Annotated in this window: 20 protein-coding genes; 12 read left to right on the top strand and 8 right to left on the bottom strand. The window is 38.5% G+C overall.

The window, feature by feature from the left end; all coding sequences use genetic code 11:
• Positions 1 to 17 precede the first annotated feature (17 nt).
• Positions 18 to 734 carry an RDD family protein gene (locus R3X28_RS10730; RefSeq protein WP_317664244.1) on the top strand — a complete coding sequence of 239 codons (717 nt, stop codon included), beginning with the start codon at positions 18 to 20 and terminating at the stop codon, positions 732 to 734.
• A 122-nt stretch (positions 735 to 856) separates the two neighbouring features.
• Positions 857 to 1468 (top strand): trimeric intracellular cation channel family protein, encoded by a 612-nt coding sequence (locus tag R3X28_RS10725; protein WP_154368413.1) that lies wholly within the window; start codon positions 857 to 859, stop codon positions 1466 to 1468.
• 162 nt (positions 1469 to 1630) lie between these two features.
• Here the strand turns inward: R3X28_RS10725 and R3X28_RS10720 are convergent, their stop codons facing one another.
• On the bottom strand, positions 1631 to 2335 hold the full coding sequence (locus R3X28_RS10720; RefSeq protein WP_317664243.1) for a peptidylprolyl isomerase: 705 nt from the start codon (positions 2333 to 2335) through the stop codon (positions 1631 to 1633).
• Between R3X28_RS10720 and R3X28_RS10715 the strand changes: the two genes are divergently transcribed.
• Both R3X28_RS10715 and R3X28_RS10710 read left to right on the top strand, forming a co-directional pair.
• Positions 2334 to 2975 (top strand): NUDIX hydrolase, encoded by a 642-nt coding sequence (locus R3X28_RS10715; RefSeq protein ID WP_273277635.1) that lies wholly within the window; start codon positions 2334 to 2336, stop codon positions 2973 to 2975. The genes R3X28_RS10720 and R3X28_RS10715 overlap by 2 nt on opposite strands.
• Before the next feature lie 24 nt (positions 2976 to 2999).
• Positions 3000 to 3815 carry a lysophospholipid acyltransferase family protein gene (locus R3X28_RS10710; protein WP_317664242.1) on the top strand — a complete coding sequence of 272 codons (816 nt, stop codon included), beginning with the start codon at positions 3000 to 3002 and terminating at the stop codon, positions 3813 to 3815.
• Here R3X28_RS10710 and R3X28_RS10705 read toward each other — a convergent pair.
• From R3X28_RS10705 to xerD, 4 genes are all read right to left on the bottom strand, one after another.
• The gene (locus R3X28_RS10705) at positions 3812 to 4462 is read right to left on the bottom strand and encodes a hypothetical protein (RefSeq protein WP_317664241.1); all 651 of its coding nucleotides are present in this window, start codon (positions 4460 to 4462) and stop codon (positions 3812 to 3814) included. The two genes, R3X28_RS10710 and R3X28_RS10705, sit on opposite strands and share 4 nt — an antisense overlap.
• 6 nt (positions 4463 to 4468) lie before the next feature.
• Entirely contained in the window at positions 4469 to 4963 is a 495-nt protein-coding gene (locus tag R3X28_RS10700) for an RNA polymerase sigma factor (RefSeq protein ID WP_179955139.1), read from the bottom strand.
• Between the two features lie 150 nt (positions 4964 to 5113).
• Positions 5114 to 6553: an amidohydrolase gene (locus R3X28_RS10695; protein ID WP_317664240.1), complete on the bottom strand. Its 1440-nt coding sequence runs from the start codon at positions 6551 to 6553 to the stop codon at positions 5114 to 5116.
• A gap of 174 nt (positions 6554 to 6727) precedes the next feature.
• Positions 6728 to 7624, bottom strand: a complete 897-nt coding sequence (gene xerD / locus R3X28_RS10690; RefSeq protein WP_317664239.1) for a site-specific tyrosine recombinase XerD — start codon at positions 7622 to 7624, stop codon at positions 6728 to 6730.
• A gap of 145 nt (positions 7625 to 7769) precedes the next feature.
• On the opposite strand from xerD, the gene R3X28_RS10685 reads away from it, so the two are divergent.
• Together R3X28_RS10685 and R3X28_RS10680 are read left to right on the top strand one after the other, a co-directional pair.
• On the top strand, positions 7770 to 8264 hold the full coding sequence (locus tag R3X28_RS10685) for an outer membrane beta-barrel protein (protein ID WP_179955138.1): 495 nt from the start codon (positions 7770 to 7772) through the stop codon (positions 8262 to 8264).
• Positions 8265 to 8397: 133 nt separating this feature from the next.
• Positions 8398 to 9003, top strand: a complete 606-nt coding sequence (locus R3X28_RS10680) for a porin family protein (RefSeq protein ID WP_282056189.1) — start codon at positions 8398 to 8400, stop codon at positions 9001 to 9003.
• Here the strand turns inward: R3X28_RS10680 and R3X28_RS10675 are convergent.
• Positions 8993 to 9415 carry a hypothetical protein gene (locus R3X28_RS10675; protein WP_317664238.1) on the bottom strand — a complete coding sequence of 141 codons (423 nt, stop codon included), beginning with the start codon at positions 9413 to 9415 and terminating at the stop codon, positions 8993 to 8995. The genes R3X28_RS10680 and R3X28_RS10675 overlap by 11 nt on opposite strands.
• A gap of 349 nt (positions 9416 to 9764) precedes the next feature.
• A complete protein-coding gene (locus R3X28_RS10670; RefSeq protein ID WP_282056191.1) occupies positions 9765 to 10103 on the bottom strand; it encodes a hypothetical protein in 339 nt (112 codons plus the stop codon).
• A gap of 411 nt (positions 10104 to 10514) precedes the next feature.
• Here R3X28_RS10670 and R3X28_RS10665 point away from each other — a divergent pair, with 411 nt between their 5' ends.
• From R3X28_RS10665 to R3X28_RS10655, 3 genes are all read left to right on the top strand, one after another.
• Complete coding sequence (locus tag R3X28_RS10665) at positions 10515 to 11027, top strand: hypothetical protein (RefSeq protein WP_317664237.1); 513 nt, start codon at positions 10515 to 10517, stop codon at positions 11025 to 11027.
• Positions 11028 to 11202: 175 nt separating this feature from the next.
• The gene (aroQ, locus tag R3X28_RS10660; protein ID WP_154368394.1) at positions 11203 to 11616 is read left to right on the top strand and encodes a type II 3-dehydroquinate dehydratase; all 414 of its coding nucleotides are present in this window, start codon (positions 11203 to 11205) and stop codon (positions 11614 to 11616) included.
• 167 nt (positions 11617 to 11783) lie between these two features.
• The gene (locus tag R3X28_RS10655) at positions 11784 to 12434 is read left to right on the top strand and encodes a peroxiredoxin-like family protein (RefSeq protein ID WP_154368392.1); all 651 of its coding nucleotides are present in this window, start codon (positions 11784 to 11786) and stop codon (positions 12432 to 12434) included.
• A gap of 710 nt (positions 12435 to 13144) precedes the next feature.
• Here R3X28_RS10655 and R3X28_RS10650 read toward each other — a convergent pair.
• Positions 13145 to 16624 carry a hypothetical protein gene (locus R3X28_RS10650; RefSeq protein ID WP_317664236.1) on the bottom strand — a complete coding sequence of 1160 codons (3480 nt, stop codon included), beginning with the start codon at positions 16622 to 16624 and terminating at the stop codon, positions 13145 to 13147.
• A gap of 290 nt (positions 16625 to 16914) precedes the next feature.
• Between R3X28_RS10650 and R3X28_RS10645 the strand changes: the two genes are divergently transcribed.
• The 3 genes from R3X28_RS10645 to R3X28_RS10635 all read left to right on the top strand — a co-directional run bounded on the left by R3X28_RS10645 (position 16915) and on the right by R3X28_RS10635 (position 18843).
• A complete protein-coding gene (locus tag R3X28_RS10645) occupies positions 16915 to 17262 on the top strand; it encodes a VOC family protein (protein ID WP_317664235.1) in 348 nt (115 codons plus the stop codon).
• Between the two features lie 145 nt (positions 17263 to 17407).
• Complete coding sequence (locus R3X28_RS10640; protein WP_317664234.1) at positions 17408 to 18211, top strand: helix-turn-helix domain-containing protein; 804 nt, start codon at positions 17408 to 17410, stop codon at positions 18209 to 18211.
• Positions 18212 to 18297: 86 nt separating this feature from the next.
• Entirely contained in the window at positions 18298 to 18843 is a 546-nt protein-coding gene (locus R3X28_RS10635; RefSeq protein WP_317664233.1) for a cupin domain-containing protein, read from the top strand.
• Positions 18844 to 19195 lie beyond the last annotated feature (352 nt).

Below are 19195 nucleotides of genomic sequence, written 5' to 3'. Positions count from 1 at the left end.
CCCAAAGAAACTAAAATATGGAACAATTTCAAATAGAAACTGCCCAAAATATAAGCATCAGTCAAAATACCGCTCACTTAGGTGATCGTATGTTGGCCTACCTCATCGATAGTTTTGTAATCTTGGCGTATACCATCTTAATGATTTGGTTATTGATTTCGATGGATATTGATCTCGAGGATATGTGGGCCATTTATATGCTTTTGGGGTTGCCGGCATTTTTATACTATGTATTGATGGAAACCTTTATGGACGGAAAGACCATCGGTAAGGGTTTAATGAAGATTCGTGTGGTAAAGTTGGATGGGTCCAAACCTGGTTTTTCAAGTTATTTCATTCGTTGGATACTTCGTATCATTGATGTGGCACTTACTTCCGGCGGATTGGCGGTCTTAACGATTTTAATACGTGGAAAGGGCCAGCGTATTGGTGATATCGCTGCCGGCACAACCGTAATAAGCGAGAAAATACGCGTTGGGATTAAGGATACCTTGTTAAGGGAACTGCCAGAAGATTATACACCCAAGTACGCACAGGTAACCGTTTTCAAGGACCGGGAAATGCAGACCATTAAGGATTTGTACGAACAGGCTCGTCGTAATGGCAATCACCAGATTATCTTGTCTTTAAGTGAGCAGATCAAAAAAGTCACCCATATAACCACGGATGAAAAACCATTTGATTTTGTGGACAAGGTGATTAAGGATTATAGTTATTATACACAGCGACTTTAGGGGTTAAAAGAGCAATTGATCAATCCTTGTTTTTCCTTCAAAAAGTTATCGTTTTCACACCTGAAATTTTTTTAAAATAGTTCAGTGCAATTATATACTTTTGCGCACCAAATAATTTTTCGATGCTTTATTTGATTATTGATATATTAGGAGCGGCAGCTTTCGCAATTTCCGGCGTATTGGTTGCCATGGAAAAGAAACTCGATTTGTTCGGGGTACTTATCATTGCCTTTGTAACGGCAACCGGAGGAGGAACCCTACGTGATGTGTTGATAGGGAATAAACCGGTTTTCTGGATGCTGAATCCCGTTTATCTCTTTACGATATTAGGGGCAGTTATTTTAGCGATATTGTTCGTAAATCAATTGAAATATCTCAGGAAAACACTTTTTTTGTTCGATACCATCGGGATAGGGCTTTTTACTATGGTAGGCATAGAAAAGGGGCTTGAAGCGGAATTGGCTCCTCCTATATGTATTGTACTTGGTACTATAACCGCATCGTTCGGTGGGGTGATCCGGGATATCCTTTGTAATGAGATCCCCGTAATATTCCAAAAGGAGATTTACGCTACTGCCTGTATTTTAGGGGGAGTGTCCTATTTTTTATTGGCCATGACGCCCATTAATTCGGCTTATTCCTATATCGTTGCTATTTTGATAGTAATCGTTTTTCGTCTATTGGCCGTAAAGTTCCATATTGCCTTGCCGAATATTTATAAGGTGAAGAAGTAGACAGTAATCAGTAGGCAGTAGGCAGTGAACAATAAATTGTGAAGAAACAAATTCTAAAAACCAAAGAGGAAGTACTAGTTTTTGTTATTTCTTAAAAGCCAAAAGCCAAAAGCCAAAAGCCAAAAGCCAAAAGCCAAGAGCCAAAAGCCAAGAGCCAAAAGCCTACTTAACGACTTCCGCCTTGGTAATATAAATGTTCTGAAATGGCCAATCGCCTTTACCCACGCGTTGCACATTTATCTTGTCAACGACATCCATACCCTCGATAACTTTCCCGAACGGAGTATATTCTCCATCTAAATGATAGGATCCCGGTTTGGTGACCACGATAAAGAATTCATAAGGAGAGGCCAACATATGTGGGTTATCAACTTCACTACTGGGCATGGAAATAGTTCCACGATGATGTTTGTATCCTTTTTTTGCATCCGGAGGTAATAAGTACCTACCGATAGCACCTCGTTTATCGGCCGTGGCTTTATCGTCCGAGTTACCACCTTGAATAATGAAATTCTTGACCACCCGGTGAAACTGGGTATTGTTGAAATAACCTTTTTTGGTCAAGTAAATAAAGTTGGCCTTATGGTAAGGAACATTGTCATAGAATTGAACGGTGAAACTTCCCAAACTAGTGGTTATTTTCACCTTATCATCTTTCAATGTCTTATTGTAATTATAAAAGAAGTCAATGGCATTCTCTTCCGTGAGTTTAAAAGGTTCTTCCTCTTTTTGTATTTCTTCTTTTGGTGCTACGGAATCCTGTGTTACAATTGTTACTTTTTCAGTGGTAGGTTTAGGTTCTTCCTTACAGGCAACCAAAAATATAAGTAGTAATATTGTAGTGGAATAGAATTTTTTGGATATCATGAATTTTGATGATTTTGCCTTACGTAGTTCAAAAATAAAAAATCTGCCCTTACCGGGTAGCGCTTCCCACTATAAAATGGCCCCTTCAATTCGATTAAAGGAGTTGGAAGCCGGTGAAATTAAAAAACAAAATGCAAGAAAAGCCGCTGTATTGGCCTTGTTCTACCCGGATCAGCGAAGTCTTACCCATTTACTGTTGATCCTTCGTAAGACCTATGAGGGTGTACATTCAAACCAAATAGGATTCCCCGGGGGGAAGTCCGAAAAAGAGGATACTGATATTTTGCATACCGCATTGCGGGAAACATATGAGGAAGTAGGCGTGCCTCCCGAAAAGGTATCGATAATTAAATCATTGAGTGAAATCTATATTCCGCCCAGTAATTTTGAGGTAAAACCGTTTATGGGACTCATGTCGAATCCCTGTCCCTTTATCCTGCAGGAGTCCGAGGTAGAAGCATTGGTAGAGGTGCCTTTGATCGATTTTATGGATGATTCCAAGGTATTCACCCAAAAATTATCGACATCTTATGCAAAAAACATGGATGTACCCGCCTTTAAATTAAATGGTTACACCGTTTGGGGGGCAACAGCAATGATGCTGAACGAAATCAAGGAGCTTTTGAGGCAGGTTTTATAATGCTTATTTTGTAGTTTTGTAGTTATGGGTATATTCAAAAAAAATCCTTTTGGCCATATTCTTTTTATAAAAAGATGGCTAATCCGTATTTTGGGTGTATTCACCCACCAACGTTATAAGGGCTTTAATACTTTAGAGATTGAGGGCTCTGAAATTATCCGAAATCTACCGGATAAAAATGTACTTTTTGTAAGTAACCATCAAACCTATTTTGCCGATGTGGTTGCCATGTTCCATGTATTCAATGCGAGTTTAAGTGGTCGTGAAGACACCCTTAAAAATGTTGGCTATCTGTGGAATCCTAAACTGAACGTTTATTATGTGGCCGCTGCCGAGACCATGAAGAAAAGTCTTTTGACCAAGATTTTCGCCTATGCGGGATCGATCAGTGTTGAGCGTACTTGGCGTTCCGAAGGAAAAGATGTGAAACGCCAGGTTAAGATGAGCGATATCTCAAATATAGGTAAGGCTTTGAACGATGGCTGGGTAATTACCTTTCCCCAAGGCACCACTACACCTTGGAAACCGCTTCGAAAAGGTACGGCCCATATCATTAAAAAATACAAACCGGTAGTTGTGCCTGTTGTCATTGATGGTTTTAGGCGATCTTTTGATAAAAAAGGACTTCGGGTAAAGAAAAAAGGTATTCTTCAGAATATGGTTATCAAAGAACCGTTGGATATTGATTATGAAAACGAATCGTTCGATGCGATTATTGAAAAGCTGGAATACGCCATAGAGCAACATCCTTCATTCTTAAAAGTGATTTCCCAAAAAGACCTATTGGCCTTGGAAGAGGAAAATGAACTCCGTAGGTTTCGAAATAGTAAGAAAATCTAAACTTCCAATTGTTTCAGTTCGTTATAATTTCTTTTGAGCTTGCGTAATAACAACCCGTAGAGTAAAAAGTAGATTCCGCCCATCACTGCTGTTAGAACGATTCCCATAATGCCCATTCCGATCATGAGGCTTATTTTAATTTTTTCAATGGACACATTTTGGGCCTTATCCTTTAACCCACTGAAGGTTGAAAATATGTCGTCATTTAAATAAACCCCGATAATCATAAGAATAACGATAACCATTATCATGGACAAAGAGTAGATGATGTAGTGTTTTACGGTTCTTCGTGTTCGTATAATCTTTTTCATTAAACTTTTGGCACTGTCCAACACGCATATTTCCTTGTACCTTCTATAGAATTGAAAAAGGAAATAAAAAGCCACGCCATAGGAAAATATGGTAATCCCAATGATCCAATTGTGCAATCCCAATTTATCGTAAATCTCCATATTCTTGTTGAACGATGGTATCAGGTATAGTAAATGGGGTAGTGTAAATTCCAATATACTGATGATCAAAATCCAACGAACGATTGAGGAAGATTTCTTCCAAATCATATTATGTATTTGATCAAATGACAATTTAGGAAGGTGTTCGTCCCTTTTCTGCCAATCTTTTTTTAATAAATCTAGTTCGTCAATCATATATCGTCAAGGATTCAATATGGTTCTTAATTTCTTTTTTATCCGGTTCATCTTCACTCTTGCATTTACTTCGGAAATTCCCAGTGTTTCGGCAATTTCCCGATAATCCTTATCTTCCAGATAAAGGAAAACTAAAGCTTTTTCAATATCACCCAGTTGTTTTACCGCGGCATACATGAGCTTTAGTTGCTCTTCTTCACGTGGATCATATTCATTGGCCGTTATTTTGTAAATGACCGAGTCATAATCCTGTGTACGTATTCTTTTTTTTGATTTTCGGTATAGCGTTATGGCCGTGTTCAGGGCAACCCTGTACATCCATGTACTGAATTTCGATTCTCCCCTGAATTTTGGATAGGCCTTCCATAGCTGTATCGTTATTTCTTGGAACAGGTCATTGTGCGAATGCTTGTCATTGGTGTACAATGTACAGACCTTATGAACAATGTTCTGATTGTTCTCAAGTTCGGTCACAAATTGATGCTCCAGTTTTTTGTTCACGCTTGGTTGGTAGTTGTTACCTAATAAGTAGTAGTTTTTGTGATAATGTTACACTTGGAATAAAAAAAATATTTTTAATAGCCATTAGCCATTAGCCATTAGCCATTAGCCATTAGCCATTAGCCATTAGCCATTAGCCAATAGCCAAAATTACTTCCTATAATCCAAGGCAGGGGCCCTGTCTCCCAATAACGGAATATATTTAAAGTCTGGCCCTCTTCGTTCAAGGAATTCTTTTTTGGCAGCTTCTACGATTTTTGGGTTTTTTAAAAGGTCAATTGCCGTTAAAGTAATGGTTTTTGCAGCTATCATCATGCCCTTGTTGCCAATACTTGTGCCTCCTGCAGCAACGGCTTGCCAACTATGCGCAGGAGTTCCCGGTACCCAGGTTGCGGAACCCATACCCACCGTGGGTACGGTAAAACTAACGTCCCCAACATCGGTAGAACCAAATGCCTTGGCTTCCGTTTTATAAGGTTGTATGTCTTTGGCCATGGCCAAATTAGCTTCTTTATAACCCAAAGTTTTTGCGATCTTATCGGCAAATTCCTTTTCTTCCGGAGTATATTCCATACCACCGACCATAGAAAGTTTGTCGTGCATCAATTTTTGTAGGGTAAGGTTGGGTAGCAATTCGTGCGTACCACCGATCATCTCATAGTCCATCGTTGTTCCTGTTCCCAATGCGGCACCTTCGGCCGCTTTTACCATACGGTCAAAAATATCTATGACCACATCCCTGTTATTATGACGGGCATAATAATAGACCTCGGCAAAATCAGGAACCACATTGGGCGCCTTACCACCTTGGGTTATTACATAATGTATTCTTGCTTTTTCCGGAACATGTTCGCGCATCATGTTCACCATATAATTCATGGCTTCAACTCCATCTAAGGCAGAGCGACCTTTTTCAGGGGATGCGGCGGCATGGGCAGAAACACCATAGAAACGAAATTTGGCCGATTTATTAGCAAGTGCAGCGCCAGCACTGGCCGCGTTCTGTGAACTGGGGTGCCAATGTAACGCTACATCAACATCATTGAAAAGTCCTTCGCGAACCATATACACTTTTCCAGAACCACCTTCCTCGGCCGGAGTACCATAAAAACGAATGGTGCCTGTTGTTCCCGTTGCGGTCATCCAGTCCTTTACGGCAATAGCTGCTGCTGTTGAGGCCGTACCGAACAAATGATGGCCACAAGCATGGCCTGCTGCTTTCCCGGCCGATTTTTTCTCAGCTAGTCGTTCTTGTGATAGTCCCGGTAAGGCATCATACTCGCCCATAATGGCTATAATGGGTGAACCGCTGCCGTATTCCGCAATAAAAGCCGTAGGAATACCTGCTACGCCCTTTTGTATGGTAAAACCACTATCACTCAGCGTTTTTTGTAATAGGGCACTACTTTTTTCCTCTTGGTAACCCATTTCTGCCAAATCCCAAATGGTTTGGGCTATTTCGCCATAAGCTTCACTCTTTTGGTCCAATTGTGTTAAAACATCCCCGCTTTTTTTCTGGGCGGTCAAAGCCGTTAAAGTAAATAAGTATAAAGCAACTAGGGAGATTGGTTTTTTGAATACGGAAATCATAATAAACTATTGTTTTTTATTGGTTTTTCTTAATAGTGGGGCTTGGTTTTTTACATTATCGTTTGAGTTGGTAAACGATGTTTAAATATAATGAAATCATACCAATCAAGAGGTAAGAATTAAGTCAAGATGCAAGGGACAAATTCTAAAATAAGACCAATTGACAATACCGAACTATTTTCTCGGATGGTACTTATCCATGACTTCGGTTAAGTGGGACCGGTCCAAATGTACATAAACCTCGGTCGTTGTAATACTTTCATGGCCCAACATCTGTTGAATGGCCCGTAGGTCGGCCCCATTTTTCAATAAATGTGTGGCAAAGGAATGCCGAAAGGTGTGCGGACTTATATTTTTACCCAAATCTATTTTGGTAGCCAATTGTTTAATGATCGTAAATACCATGGCACGTGTAAGTTGCTTACCTCTTCGGTTCAAGAAAAGGATATCTTCGAATCCTTTTTGAATGTTCTGGTGTACCCGTACTTCTTTCCTATAAATATTGATGTATTTTTTATTAAAATCGCTAATGGGCACAAAGCGCTGTTTGTCCCCTTTCCCGGTAACCTTTATAAAATCCTCCTCGAAAAAAAGGTCCGATATGCGTAGGTTTATGAGTTCGGAAACCCGAAGTCCACAACCGTACAAGGTCTCAAGCATGGCCCGGTTACGTTCTCCTTCGGGTTTTGAAAGATCTACGGCAGCGATGATATCATTAATTTCATCTATAGAAAGCGTGTCTGGCAGTTTTCTTCCGATTTTAGGCGATTCGAGCAGATCCATAGGGTTGTCGGTACGGTAATCCTCAAAATTCAAATAGTTGAAAAAACTTTTTAAACCGGAGATAATTCGGGCCTGGGAACGTGGGTTCACACTTGTGGCTATTTCATAGACAAAACGTTGAACGGTTTCTTTATTTATTTGTAAAGGGTTTAAATTGAGTTCGTTTGACTCAATAAATCCGATTAATTTGGTTACATCCAGAATATAGTTTTTAATGGAATTTTCGGATAAACCACGCTCTAACTTAAGGTAGTGTTCATAATCTTCCAAAGCCTGTTTCCATTTCATGCTGCAAATGTTTTAATTATAAGATCAAATAATCTTAAAAGCAGAAAAACAATATTACACAACATATTTGGATTATTACACAACGAATATTAGTCGAGCATTTAAAGTCGATATAAGTTTGCTCCATAAATTAAAACAATCAATTATGAAAAAAGTAGTAGCAGTATTGGCCTTTGCGCTAATCGGATTTTCAATGAATGCCCAAGATGGTTTTAGACTAGGGGCCAATTTAGGTTTGCCTACTGGTGATGCCGGCGATGTTTCAGGTTTCAGTATTGGTTTGGATGTCCAATACATGTTCGAAACTGCAGGTGATTTCGATTTAGGGGTCGCAACCGGTTTTACCAATTCTTTTGGTAAGGAAATTGAAGAAGGCGGATTTACGTTTGAAATCGATGATGTGCAATTTTTGCCATTGGCAGGAGTCGCCAGGTACAAAGCTAGCGAAGAGTTGTCTATCGGTACCGATTTAGGGTATGCCTTAGGTATCAACGATGGTAACGATGGTGGTTTTTATTACAGACCTACCGTTGGCTATGCGGTTAGTGAAGGGGTGGAAATCAATGCCTCTTACACAGGAATAAGTGCAGATGGTGGTACTTGGTCTACAATCAACTTAGGCGTACTTTTCAGTTTATAAATAAAATTTTCATCCATTTTAAAAGCGAAAACATATAATGTTTTCGCTTTTTTTTTACCCTATATTATTTTAGGCATCGTATTTGCATACCATAGTGTACACTATTCATGTTTTATGAACTAAACACTATATTATGAAAAAATTACTCTTTCTTTCGTTTATTGCTTTTTTGGCCTTTTCTACGACCCAGGCCCAAGAACCGATTCGATTCGGGGTTACGGGTGGACTTTTGAATACCAATGTTGATTTTAAGACCGGCAATTCTTTGTTGAACCTTGTCGGGGTAGAAAAATACGGGAACATCAACAATACCGGTTTTTATGTTGGGGCGCTATTGGATATCGCAGCTACTGATAAATTCCATGTACAGCCAGAATTGACTTATGGTAAGTCCGAAGACCTTTCTTTTGTCTATTTGCCCATCATGGCCAAATATTATGTAGCTCCCAAATTTCATATACAAGCAGGTCCGCAATTGAATTTTTCTTCTAATCTCGACGATATTAAAAATACCATTCGCGATGCCGAGGAACTTTTGGGCACCAATGGCGATGTTGATGATGTGCTACGTACTGTCGGGGTAGATTTAGGCGTGGGTGCCGGTTTCGATGTTACCGAAAATTTTACGATCCAGGCGCGTTATTCCTTTGAACTTACCGATAGATATAATGGCCCGGCAGGAGGGGTGCTCGATATTAAGGGGTCTGCATTGCAAGTGGGCGTGGCCTTTATGTTCTGAGATTATATAACCCTGCGTAGAAGTACTTGAGGGCAACATTATGAATTTGAATTTCATCCCGAATAAAAGGTCCAAATCCTGAGCTTGAAAAATCCTTATTGGAACTGAAAAAGCTATATTTTAAACCCGTTTCGCAAGTATCGTTAAAATAATAGTTGCCTTCTGCATTTAAGGTAAACCCCTTGCGCAGCGATTTTGGATAATCATTGACATCGCTATCGAAACCGTCAGGGATTTTGGCCAAACGTTGTCCGTAGCCCGCAAGAGCTACTAATTGAAAACCTTTATTTACTAAATTTTGATTTGAGTTTCTTTTTTGTGAAAATAAAACTGAAATCGAGCATACAACGAACAGCATGGTTAAGGCAGATTTAGATTTTTTCATAAACCTAATAATGATTATTTTTTGCATAAAGTGTATTATTGATGTTAATTGGATTTTTATTTTTAGCTATTTTTCATTCGAAGATCTTTTTTAAAGATTCAACCAGTTCCTCTCTCGCAGATTCCTCAAAAATCAATAAAAAACATGTAAATAAGAATAACATGATTATACCAAAATTCCCAATCCATGCCGGAATCTTAGCGTGATTCTCTTCATAATATTTGCCATACACTCCATAACCTCTAATATGCCTCACTATTAAATGGACAATTACTAAAGAAAACATTGAAAAGGAGACAATTACTAAACCTAGCATATGGGACAATTTTAAAAATATTAGCTTTATTATGGTTTTTTTTATACTTAATAATTAAAGTTAATCAATTCTTGATAATGTAGTTCCTGTCATATAACCCCACATATCGCCATTAACTGCAGCTTGCCATTCACTCATATGTTTATTTGTATCACCTAATTTATTAACAAAAAGGCTTGCTCCAAAACTTATACTTGATTTTGCTACTATACAATAATTACCCGAACCATACGATTCCATTCCGGCGCCAGCTATTCCAATTGCAGCACTAAATCTATTAATTCCAACTCCTATTGGAACAGCTCCCATAACTGTAATAGCTGAAACTACATACTGAACATAAGAACCTGACTGTTGCCAATCACGCCCATTCTTTATAAAAGTAGTGTCCCAGTCCATTATTTTATATGACAATGTTATGGTCATTGTTGTTGGTCCACTAGGTGTTCCTGTCCAAGAATAGTAATCCCCTTCTGCGTATACTATACCTTCTTTTCCAAATTGTTCAGTTAGTATATCATTGTTATATTTAGCCTTACCCCCAAAATAGTCAGCATAAGCTGCTTGAATCTTTAACGAAAGTCTAATACTGCTTGCTATTACATCTAAAGAAGCACTGATTATTGCATTATAACGACCCCGGAACGGGTCGTTTTTTTATGTCTGTCCTATTACTTTGTAAACAATTAATTTCGGTTCCGTTTACTAAGTCTATTGTTCTAGTTGAATTTTCCGTGGTTAGCTGCAACAAAAGGCAATTGAAAGCGTTTTGGTAGGTAGAAAAAACCAAAACCAAAAAAAACCAGACCAATGCAGAAAAACCTAATTGCCCTGATGTTCCTTTTATTGGGGAGCGGAATTTTCGCCCAAGAAGGCTTTAAACTAGGATTCCACGGGGGCTTGCCCATCAACGACTTTAATGATGCCGTAACCCTGACCCTCGGGTTGGATGTCGGTTATATGTATGCCGTGAACGAAACGATAGATGTTGGAATTTCTACGGGATTTATCAATGGTTTCGCCGAAAGTTTCAGTTCAGAGGCTATTGAGGCCGATTTTCCCGATGTACAATTTTTACCATTGGCCGCCGCGGTTCGCATATGGACCTCAAATTCATTCTCCTTTGGGGTTGAAGGTGGGTATGCCGTAGGTATCAATGACGGTAATGATGGAGGATTGTTTTATAGACCCATTATCGGGTATCTTATGGGCCCCAGTACCGAGGTCAATTTTTCATATTCCACGGTAGAATTGGATGGCCCCATTTGGAACACTTTGAACCTTGGGGTACTTTATACGTTCAAATCAAAACGCAGTAGATAAAAAAAGTTATAACCGAATAAAATTAAATAGAGGAAGGGGAAGCTAGATGGCTCCCCTTTTTTTATTACATATAAATCGATACATTTATGCTGTAAAACCACGAACGGACTTCGAGTGGTGTGCTGGGGGTGCTGTTACACGTGCCGTAGTAGTATCGAGGCAAAAAGAATTTACAATGAAAATAATGATCATTAATGGGCCCAATCTGAATCTTTTGGGTAAAAGGGAACCTGAAGTATACGGGAGTACCACTTTTGAGGAGTATTTTGGGCAGTTGCAGGCCAAGTTTAAATCGGTGGAATTGGGTTATTACCAATCTAATATCGAGGGGGAGCTTATTAACAAGATCCAGGAAGTAGGTTTTTCATATGATGGTATTATTTTGAATGCAGGGGCCTATACACATACCTCGATAGGTATTGGTGATGCCATTCGGGGCGTTACCACCCCGGTGATCGAGGTGCATATTTCCAATACCTTCGGGCGAGAGGAATTTCGTCATGTATCCTATATTTCACCGGCGGCCAAGGGGGTTATTTTAGGGTTTGGCCTACAGAGTTATGATCTTGCCATTCAGAGTTTTTTGTGAGATGTAAAAGTATTGTCAATAAACCTTTGTAATCCCATCGCGGATATAAGGGATTGATTTATTGTCATATGGATAAGTTACAGGTAAACAAAAAAAGGTTGGATTTTTGTTGTGGTAGAGGACAAAGCATTATAACTGAATAACGTATTTACAACTATAATAATTAAATGAAGAAATTAAAAGAACTGACAGAGGCTAAAATTGAATCAGGACGACAAGCTAATCCAGAGTTCATGAGGGGTGTTGATGATATTATTAAACAAGAAAAAGCTTTTGAACAAGGTAAAGATGCCATCAAAATAGGACAGAAAGCTCCTGATTTTGAGTTGCCTAATCCTGAAGGGAAATCAATTTCATTAGATTTTTTATTAAAGAAAGGTCCAGTTGTCATTACTTTTTACAGAGGTAATTGGTGCCCATACTGTAACTTACAACTTAGGGCCTTACAAGCTAGATTAGATGAAATCCATGCTTTAGGTGCTACATTGGTTGCTATTAGTCCTCAAGTACCGGATGGGTCTTTGACAAAGGATGAGATTAGTAAGATGGACTTTATTGTCTTGTCTGACCAAGATGCAAAAGTTGCCATGCAATATGGTGTTGCATGGGAGGTGCCAGAGTTTTTGGCCGAACATATGCGAGTAGATCGTAAGCTTGATTTGGATAAAATAAATAATGGTAACGGTAATGTTTTGCCTATACCCGCAACTTTTATATTAGGACAGGACGGTTTGGTTACATGGCGCTATGTCAATGTTGACTATAGGACTCGTTCAGAGCCCGATGAAATTATCGAGGCTTTGAAAAATTTATCTTAATTGAGTTAAGTTGTTTAATGGGAATGCTTTTTCTTTAACTTTTGGAATAATTCAACGTTATCTATAGCATAGGTTTGTTATATGTTTTCGAAATAAAATCAATTTAAAAAAACTGTGCTAAAAAACAAATAGGCATAATGCAAAGCCAAAATGCCAATCATTAGCTAAACCTGATTTAAGTATTCCTTTAGCTTGTTTTATCGAATAAGGCTGTCAAGACCAGTTTTGTAAATGCGGACAAAGTGGGTTCGTTTACCACACTTTGCGAACGTTTTTGGGTGAACTTCGGGTATTTTTTCTTGCGGTGAACATTCCATCCCTTCTTGAAATTTCCCCAAGTCAAACTATAATATCTATTCTTCGAATCAATAATCAAACATGCGAACCCTACCGTTGTAAAGCATATTAAGAACTAATAAGAGAAACTGACAATTTTCGAAAATTCATTTTTGAAAAAACAAAGTACGGATTCGAATTGCTTATGGATTTACATAAGTTCGAAGGTAAGTCGAATGTATTTTTTGGTCTTGCTCCACAGACAACTGATTTTTTTAATTAACATTCTTAAAATCAATTTTTATAAGATTTTTAAAAATAATGAGATCACCCTTCTAACAATTTATTATTCAGGGTTAAAGCTAAAAAAACCACCTCAAAACATGAAAATCTTGAGGTGGTATTTTTATACATTGGTCTTGATGGTCAAAGACCTATTTCCTACATAAAGGGTCGGCGCCAATAGTGCCTTCCAAACTATCAATATAGGCAGGGGAACTAACATCCTTAAGCGAATTTTCTACATTCATTAAACGGGTTTTCAAGTCCATTTTATCTACCAATAATCCATTGTTCGGATCAGTGATAAATTCGTCAAGGTAGTTTTTTTGTTTGGTATAGAATTGAATATCCTTCTGTTGTTTCAATTTCAACCTTTCTTTGTACCAATCACTGTTTATGACATATTCCCTTTCAAAATATCCCCGTAATTCAGGGTCGCTCATTTCCTTTCCTTCATAATGGCCATAGGCCATCATATGCAATAGTATTTTCAAAGGCGGAATCGCAGCATCGATACTGCCGTCCTCAAAATAGCGTAGGGCCACTTTTTGTTGTGCTTCTACGATGTTGTTGATACCATCGACATAATCTTCCATGCCCTGTAATTCGGGTTTCAACATCTTTTCGTTGAATACGGCATTTGGTTCATCGAACAAACGGTTTAAACAACGTAAAGAGAAGGTACTCGTAATACGGTAACCCAATCTACTGGCCAATATTTTTTTGCCATTATACTCAAAATCATCGATTTTTTCCAACGAACCATTGGCTATCAAAGCTTTTGGGTCTCTATCCTTAGATTCCATGCGTGCCCAGATTTCAGGGATCAGAAGGCTAATATCATGGTCTACCTTATTATCGGCACCAACATAGCCCGCAGCCGTACTGAATGCATTGGATTCGGTTAAAATATGGGACAGCAGGGCATTGTTCAAGTCCGTTGTCGGGGTCAACATATTAAAAGGACCTTTGGTCAATGCACCTTCGGAACCTGCACCAGTAGTAGAAGGGGATTTACCGGTAAGGCTACAGATGAAATCCATGAACAATTCCGGTGTTTCCTGATAATGTATCGGGTTATATACGGCTAATGGCCGTATGCCCGCTTTTTTATCCACGGGATTGTTCCTTCTTCCCGGCAATACCGCATTTACTACATCGATTACGGGGTCTTCTGATTTTACTTTTCTATATAAACGAACGCCTATTTCCCCAAGGTAACTTGCTTCGGTCTCATTAATGAATAGATTACGCTCTAAATAACGTGGGTTTTTGGTAGGTTCACCATCTACGATCCTAGTATGTGAGGGTAAAGCAAAGTATTCTTCATCATTGGGACTCGAGATCACACTTAAGATCAGGTCTTTTACCGGTTGGGTATACTTATCAAAATTGATGGTATCCTCATAAATCGCGAACGCATCCTTTTTGGTCAATAATTCGTAATTGGTCAAAAATACATTGTTAGAAACCAAGTCGCGTTCCGCGCCTTCATCATATCCACGAACAATAGCTTCATCAGGTCTTTGGAATAAATGGGACTCACAATTGGCCACTACCTTTAAACTTTTGTTGGGGTATAACGGATTTAAATTTTTAAGCTGATTTCTTGGTATCGTAATCGATGCCGAAATATCATCCTCCATTTGGATTTTTGTCGAAGCGGAGAAGTCAGATCGTAGTTTATTCAACATCCAGCTTCCTTCTTGGTTAAATCCTATACGAACGTAACTACCTACCACAGGATTGTCGAAATACCATAATTCCGTTCCTTTTTGGCCGTTTATGATTTGAACGGACATGCAGTCTTTCCAGTTCAACTCCCCGTGATCCTGTCTGTATAACCTTTTTACGAAAAGTACCAATGATCTGATATGTACTGGAATATTCGAAATAAATTCATTGTACGCGTCATTGTTCTTATCCGATGGTGTCAGTAATTTAACGGCCGACCCTAAAGTTCTTCCCTTATCTAAAAAAGAACGGGAAGGGGGTAGGGAGGGGTCGTAATTTTTCCAACGTGTTGAGTAATTGTACTCAATGATTTCATCGGCCTTTTTAAAGTCTTCATCTATATCTATTACGTTGAACGAATTATAGGTGATGGCGTTCAACATGGATTTTGATATCTCTGATTTTCCTCCACCGGAAACCGTACAAGGTTTGTGGCAAAAAACACCCTCGGGAGAGGTGTTCACGATTCGCCATAACGAAATCGCTTTATGTTTTTCCAATTTAAACTTATTGCCTGTAGGGTGTATGTAGGTTTTAAGTGGGGATAATATGAGTTTTTGGGGTTCGTTGTCATAGGTCCATGTAATACTATTGGTATTCGTATTAATGTATGCATCCTCAGGAATATAGACCAAATTGGGGTACTTTTTATCTATGGCATAATTTGATGGTTGTATTTCTATCCTATCTCCCAGCAGTTCTTTTACATCTTCGAATGTGAACCTATTCCCGAATTTTGCGGAAAAGGCACTACCATCAACTATATCGCCCATAACACCCCTCGGGTAGGCAATTGCCCCACCGGAGTGTTCTTCTTCGACCAGACCGAATAAATTAGCGGAATAACTGATCTGTGTTTTTATTTCTTTTTTTGAATAACCGAAATAATTGTCTGCGATAAGGGTTACGACTACCCCTTTGTCATCCCTGCATGTTATTTTGAAGGCACTACCTTCATTGTATAATTCTTTTTCATTTTTCCAACACATGCCGTCATTTCTTTGTCGCTCCGTGGCATCATCGAAATGGGGTAGGCCAACTTCTTTTTTGGTCAACGTTTTAAGCTGTGGCGCAAGAATGATGCAGCCTGTATGTCCCGTCCAATGTTCTGTATCCAAGGCGGCATCGTTTTCTGCCAAATAAGGGTCGCCTGCATTTCCGAAAATGGATTCCACAAAATCCAAATTACTTACTAGGCTTCCTGGGGCAAAAAAACGAACCTCTAAACTCTTTTTGGAAATAACGCCCTTGACCTCAGGGCAGACCATGGGGCGCATTAAGAAAGATACCATTATTTTGGCCTGTTCTTCCTGGTTTGCGGTAAAGGGTAATACCTTTAATTTGTCAGACGGGTTAAAGGCAGCCTTCAAAAAATGTTTGAAGGCTATTTTCGGTACTTCTTTTTTATCCAAGGGAACAGGTAATGAACCTTCTACGATATGAAAGGTACCTTTTGTGGTCCTCTTATCGTGAATAGGATTGTTTAAAATACCTTGTTTTATACGGTAAGAAGAAATATCGTCACTAATGAAGGTATTACCGTTCGGCGGAAGGCTAACTTCCCTGGCATGGCCTTTTTGGTTCAAGACCAATGTATCGTTTGGTAAATTTATAAAGTCGCCTTTCAATTCTTCTTTTAAATATTCATTCAAGAATTGTTGTATCCTGGAATCGGCAGGAGAAAGATGGGTTGATAATAATCTTGATTTTTCGCGGAAATTCTGGATCAATCCGTTCGTCAATTCTTGGAATTTCGGATTGCAGAACTTTTCTTCCGCGTTCTCATCATCCTGGTAAATCGGTTGGCCAAGCGCCGATAATTGCAGATTTATATATTGGATCGTATCTTTTCTACTTTGTTTGGTCCGATCAAGATCTAATGTACCTTTTATACTCATTTTGTTAAGAATTTTACTGTGCACTACACTTATAGTCAAAATAAGAATAGGCACGACTATCCTTATCTTTTAGAATAAAAATTAAATTGGTTAACCAATTTTTAAAAATACAAAAATAACCCATGAAACATGTGTTTTTATACAAAAGTCTTATCTGGAATGGCGTTGAAATATAAATAATCACAAAATTTATTGAACTAAGGGTATTTATAAATAGTTTTATGTGCATCTGCATGTCAAAGCTGTTTTTTAATCAAATTGGTAAAAAGAATTACATAAAATCTGTGAACATGGAAGCCAAGGACAATCAAATAAATTATATTGAATTCAAAGCTAAGGACCTACAGGAAATAAAGAGGTTTTATAAAGATTCGTTTGAATGGACATTTGTAGATTACGGGGAAACTTATATCGCTTTTTCTGATAGTGGTCTTGAAGGTGGATTTGAAAAAACTGAAAATGAAATAATAAACGGGGCATTGGTTGTTTTGTACCATCATGATTTAGAAAGCATAAAAAGTAAGATCGTAGAGCTTGGGGGCGAGATAACACAGGATGTTTTTTCTTTTCCCGGCGGACGTAGATTTCATTTCAAGGACCCTTCTGGTAATGTATTGGCGGTTTGGTCAGATAGGTAGTTGCCTTTCATTACCGAATGATGGTAATCTGGGAGGTTGTTCGGATTTGTAATCCATAAATCATTAACTTTAAGCAGTTTCCTGTTCTGGTTCTTAAGAGTGATTTCGTTTTGTGTCACAAATTATACAGGGCAAATGCTAAAAAATGAAAGCTGATTCTATCAACATATCACAAATATTGAAAGGGACAACCTTGAAACCAATGGGCGAACATTATGCCGTTTGTTGGATCAAGGAAAAGGTCAAAATATTGGAAATAGATAAGAGAATATATAAGAATGTCTCAAATTCAATTTTCTTTATTGATCCTAAATATTCTATGAAAATCGTAAAAAAGGATGGAGTGTCGGCAGCGGGATATATTTTATACCTATCAAAGGAAATCCTTAATGATCCCTTGTTGAACAACTTACATATTAATACGGTAAGGTTGTTCAACTCAGGTGAAATTCCCTTGTTCAAATTAAGTCCAGGTATAGAAAAAAGAACACAATCGATACTGGAAATGATCGATGAACTCTTGGGTTCCCAATTGAACCACAGGGAAGACGCCCTTCTTTCCCTACTGAATACTTTTTTTATTTATTGCGATGGGCAATGCAATATAAAAACGGTGATCACTGATACAAATGCCAAAACGAATATTGTCTATAAGTTCAAGAACTTGGTAGACAAACTTGTATTGGAATACCATGATGTTGGCCATTATGCCCGCCTTCTTAATATTTCACCGAAATACTTGAATGAATGTGTCAAAGAGATTTTGTCGGTAAGTTCAAAGCATGTTATCGTTGAACAGTTGCTTATGAGATCAAGACACGAGTTAAAGTTTTCCGATAAAAGTATAAAGGAAATCAGCTTTGAATTGGGTTTTTCTTCCCCGGATTATTTTAGTTACTTTTTCAAATCACACACCGGAATTACACCTTCGGTATTGAGAAAGTTGTAAGAGTTCCTAAAATCCACTGTTTTACCGTGGTTTTCACATTGCTTGCCAAAGGGCTAAATTCTAATTTGCCATAAACTAATAGTATTATGGACAGGAAAAATTTTATAAAGACTTCGGGATTAGGTTTGGGACTTACTTTGTTTCCTATTATGGTACAATGCCAAGATACTGGCGGGAATAGCGAACTTTCAGGGAATATTGGTCCTAAGATCGTTAAGGATGGTGAAGGCGAAACATTCAATGTGATCGGGGATATACAATCCCATAAGCTAATAGGCGCTGAAACGGGGAACCAAATTGTTGAATGGGTCTCTGATGTAGAACCAGGGGTTGGTATTCCCCTGCATATCCACACCAATGAAGATGAGATATTCAGGGTTGTCAAAGGGCAGGTCGAGATTATGGTAAATGGGGAAACCACTATTTTAAATGAAGGGGATATTGCTTATGCACCTAGGAACTTATCGCACTCTTGGAAAGTTGTGGGGACTGAAAAGGCCAAGATGATTACTTCCGCTTTCCCTTCGGGAATAGAGTTTATGTTTGCCGAATTGGCAAAACTACCTGCCGGTCCTCCGGACTTTGAAAAGGTATCTGAAATTTGTGGAAAACATGGAATTAGCTTTGTTTAAATAACACACCGGTCAAAATAACTGATGAATTGATCATCGTTTCGTATAAAGCCTCTTTTTAAGGGGCTTTTATTTTTTAATGCTCCTGATTAGTTAGCGTTCTCTTCTTTCTCCTAAACATCATAAAAGAGGATATATAAACTGATTTTCGTGTTAAATAAGGAAAAGGAATCGTTTGATTGGGCATTAGTAATCCCAACCTATGACATGAAAATTGCACGGGCCACAATAGCGGATAAAATTGTTGCTGATATATTGTTTATTCGAAGCACTGTGCGTACTTTGTATTACGACTTTATTTGAAAAGTGGATAAAAGACGTACCGATATTATACGCAGTGCGTAATCTTAGT

Source organism: Maribacter sp. TH_r10 (assembly GCF_033101095.1).
Classification (GTDB): domain Bacteria; phylum Bacteroidota; class Bacteroidia; order Flavobacteriales; family Flavobacteriaceae; genus Maribacter_A; species Maribacter_A luteus.
The sequence above is the reverse complement of the archived record's forward strand: the minus strand, read 5'-3'. Positions and strand labels throughout refer to the sequence as shown.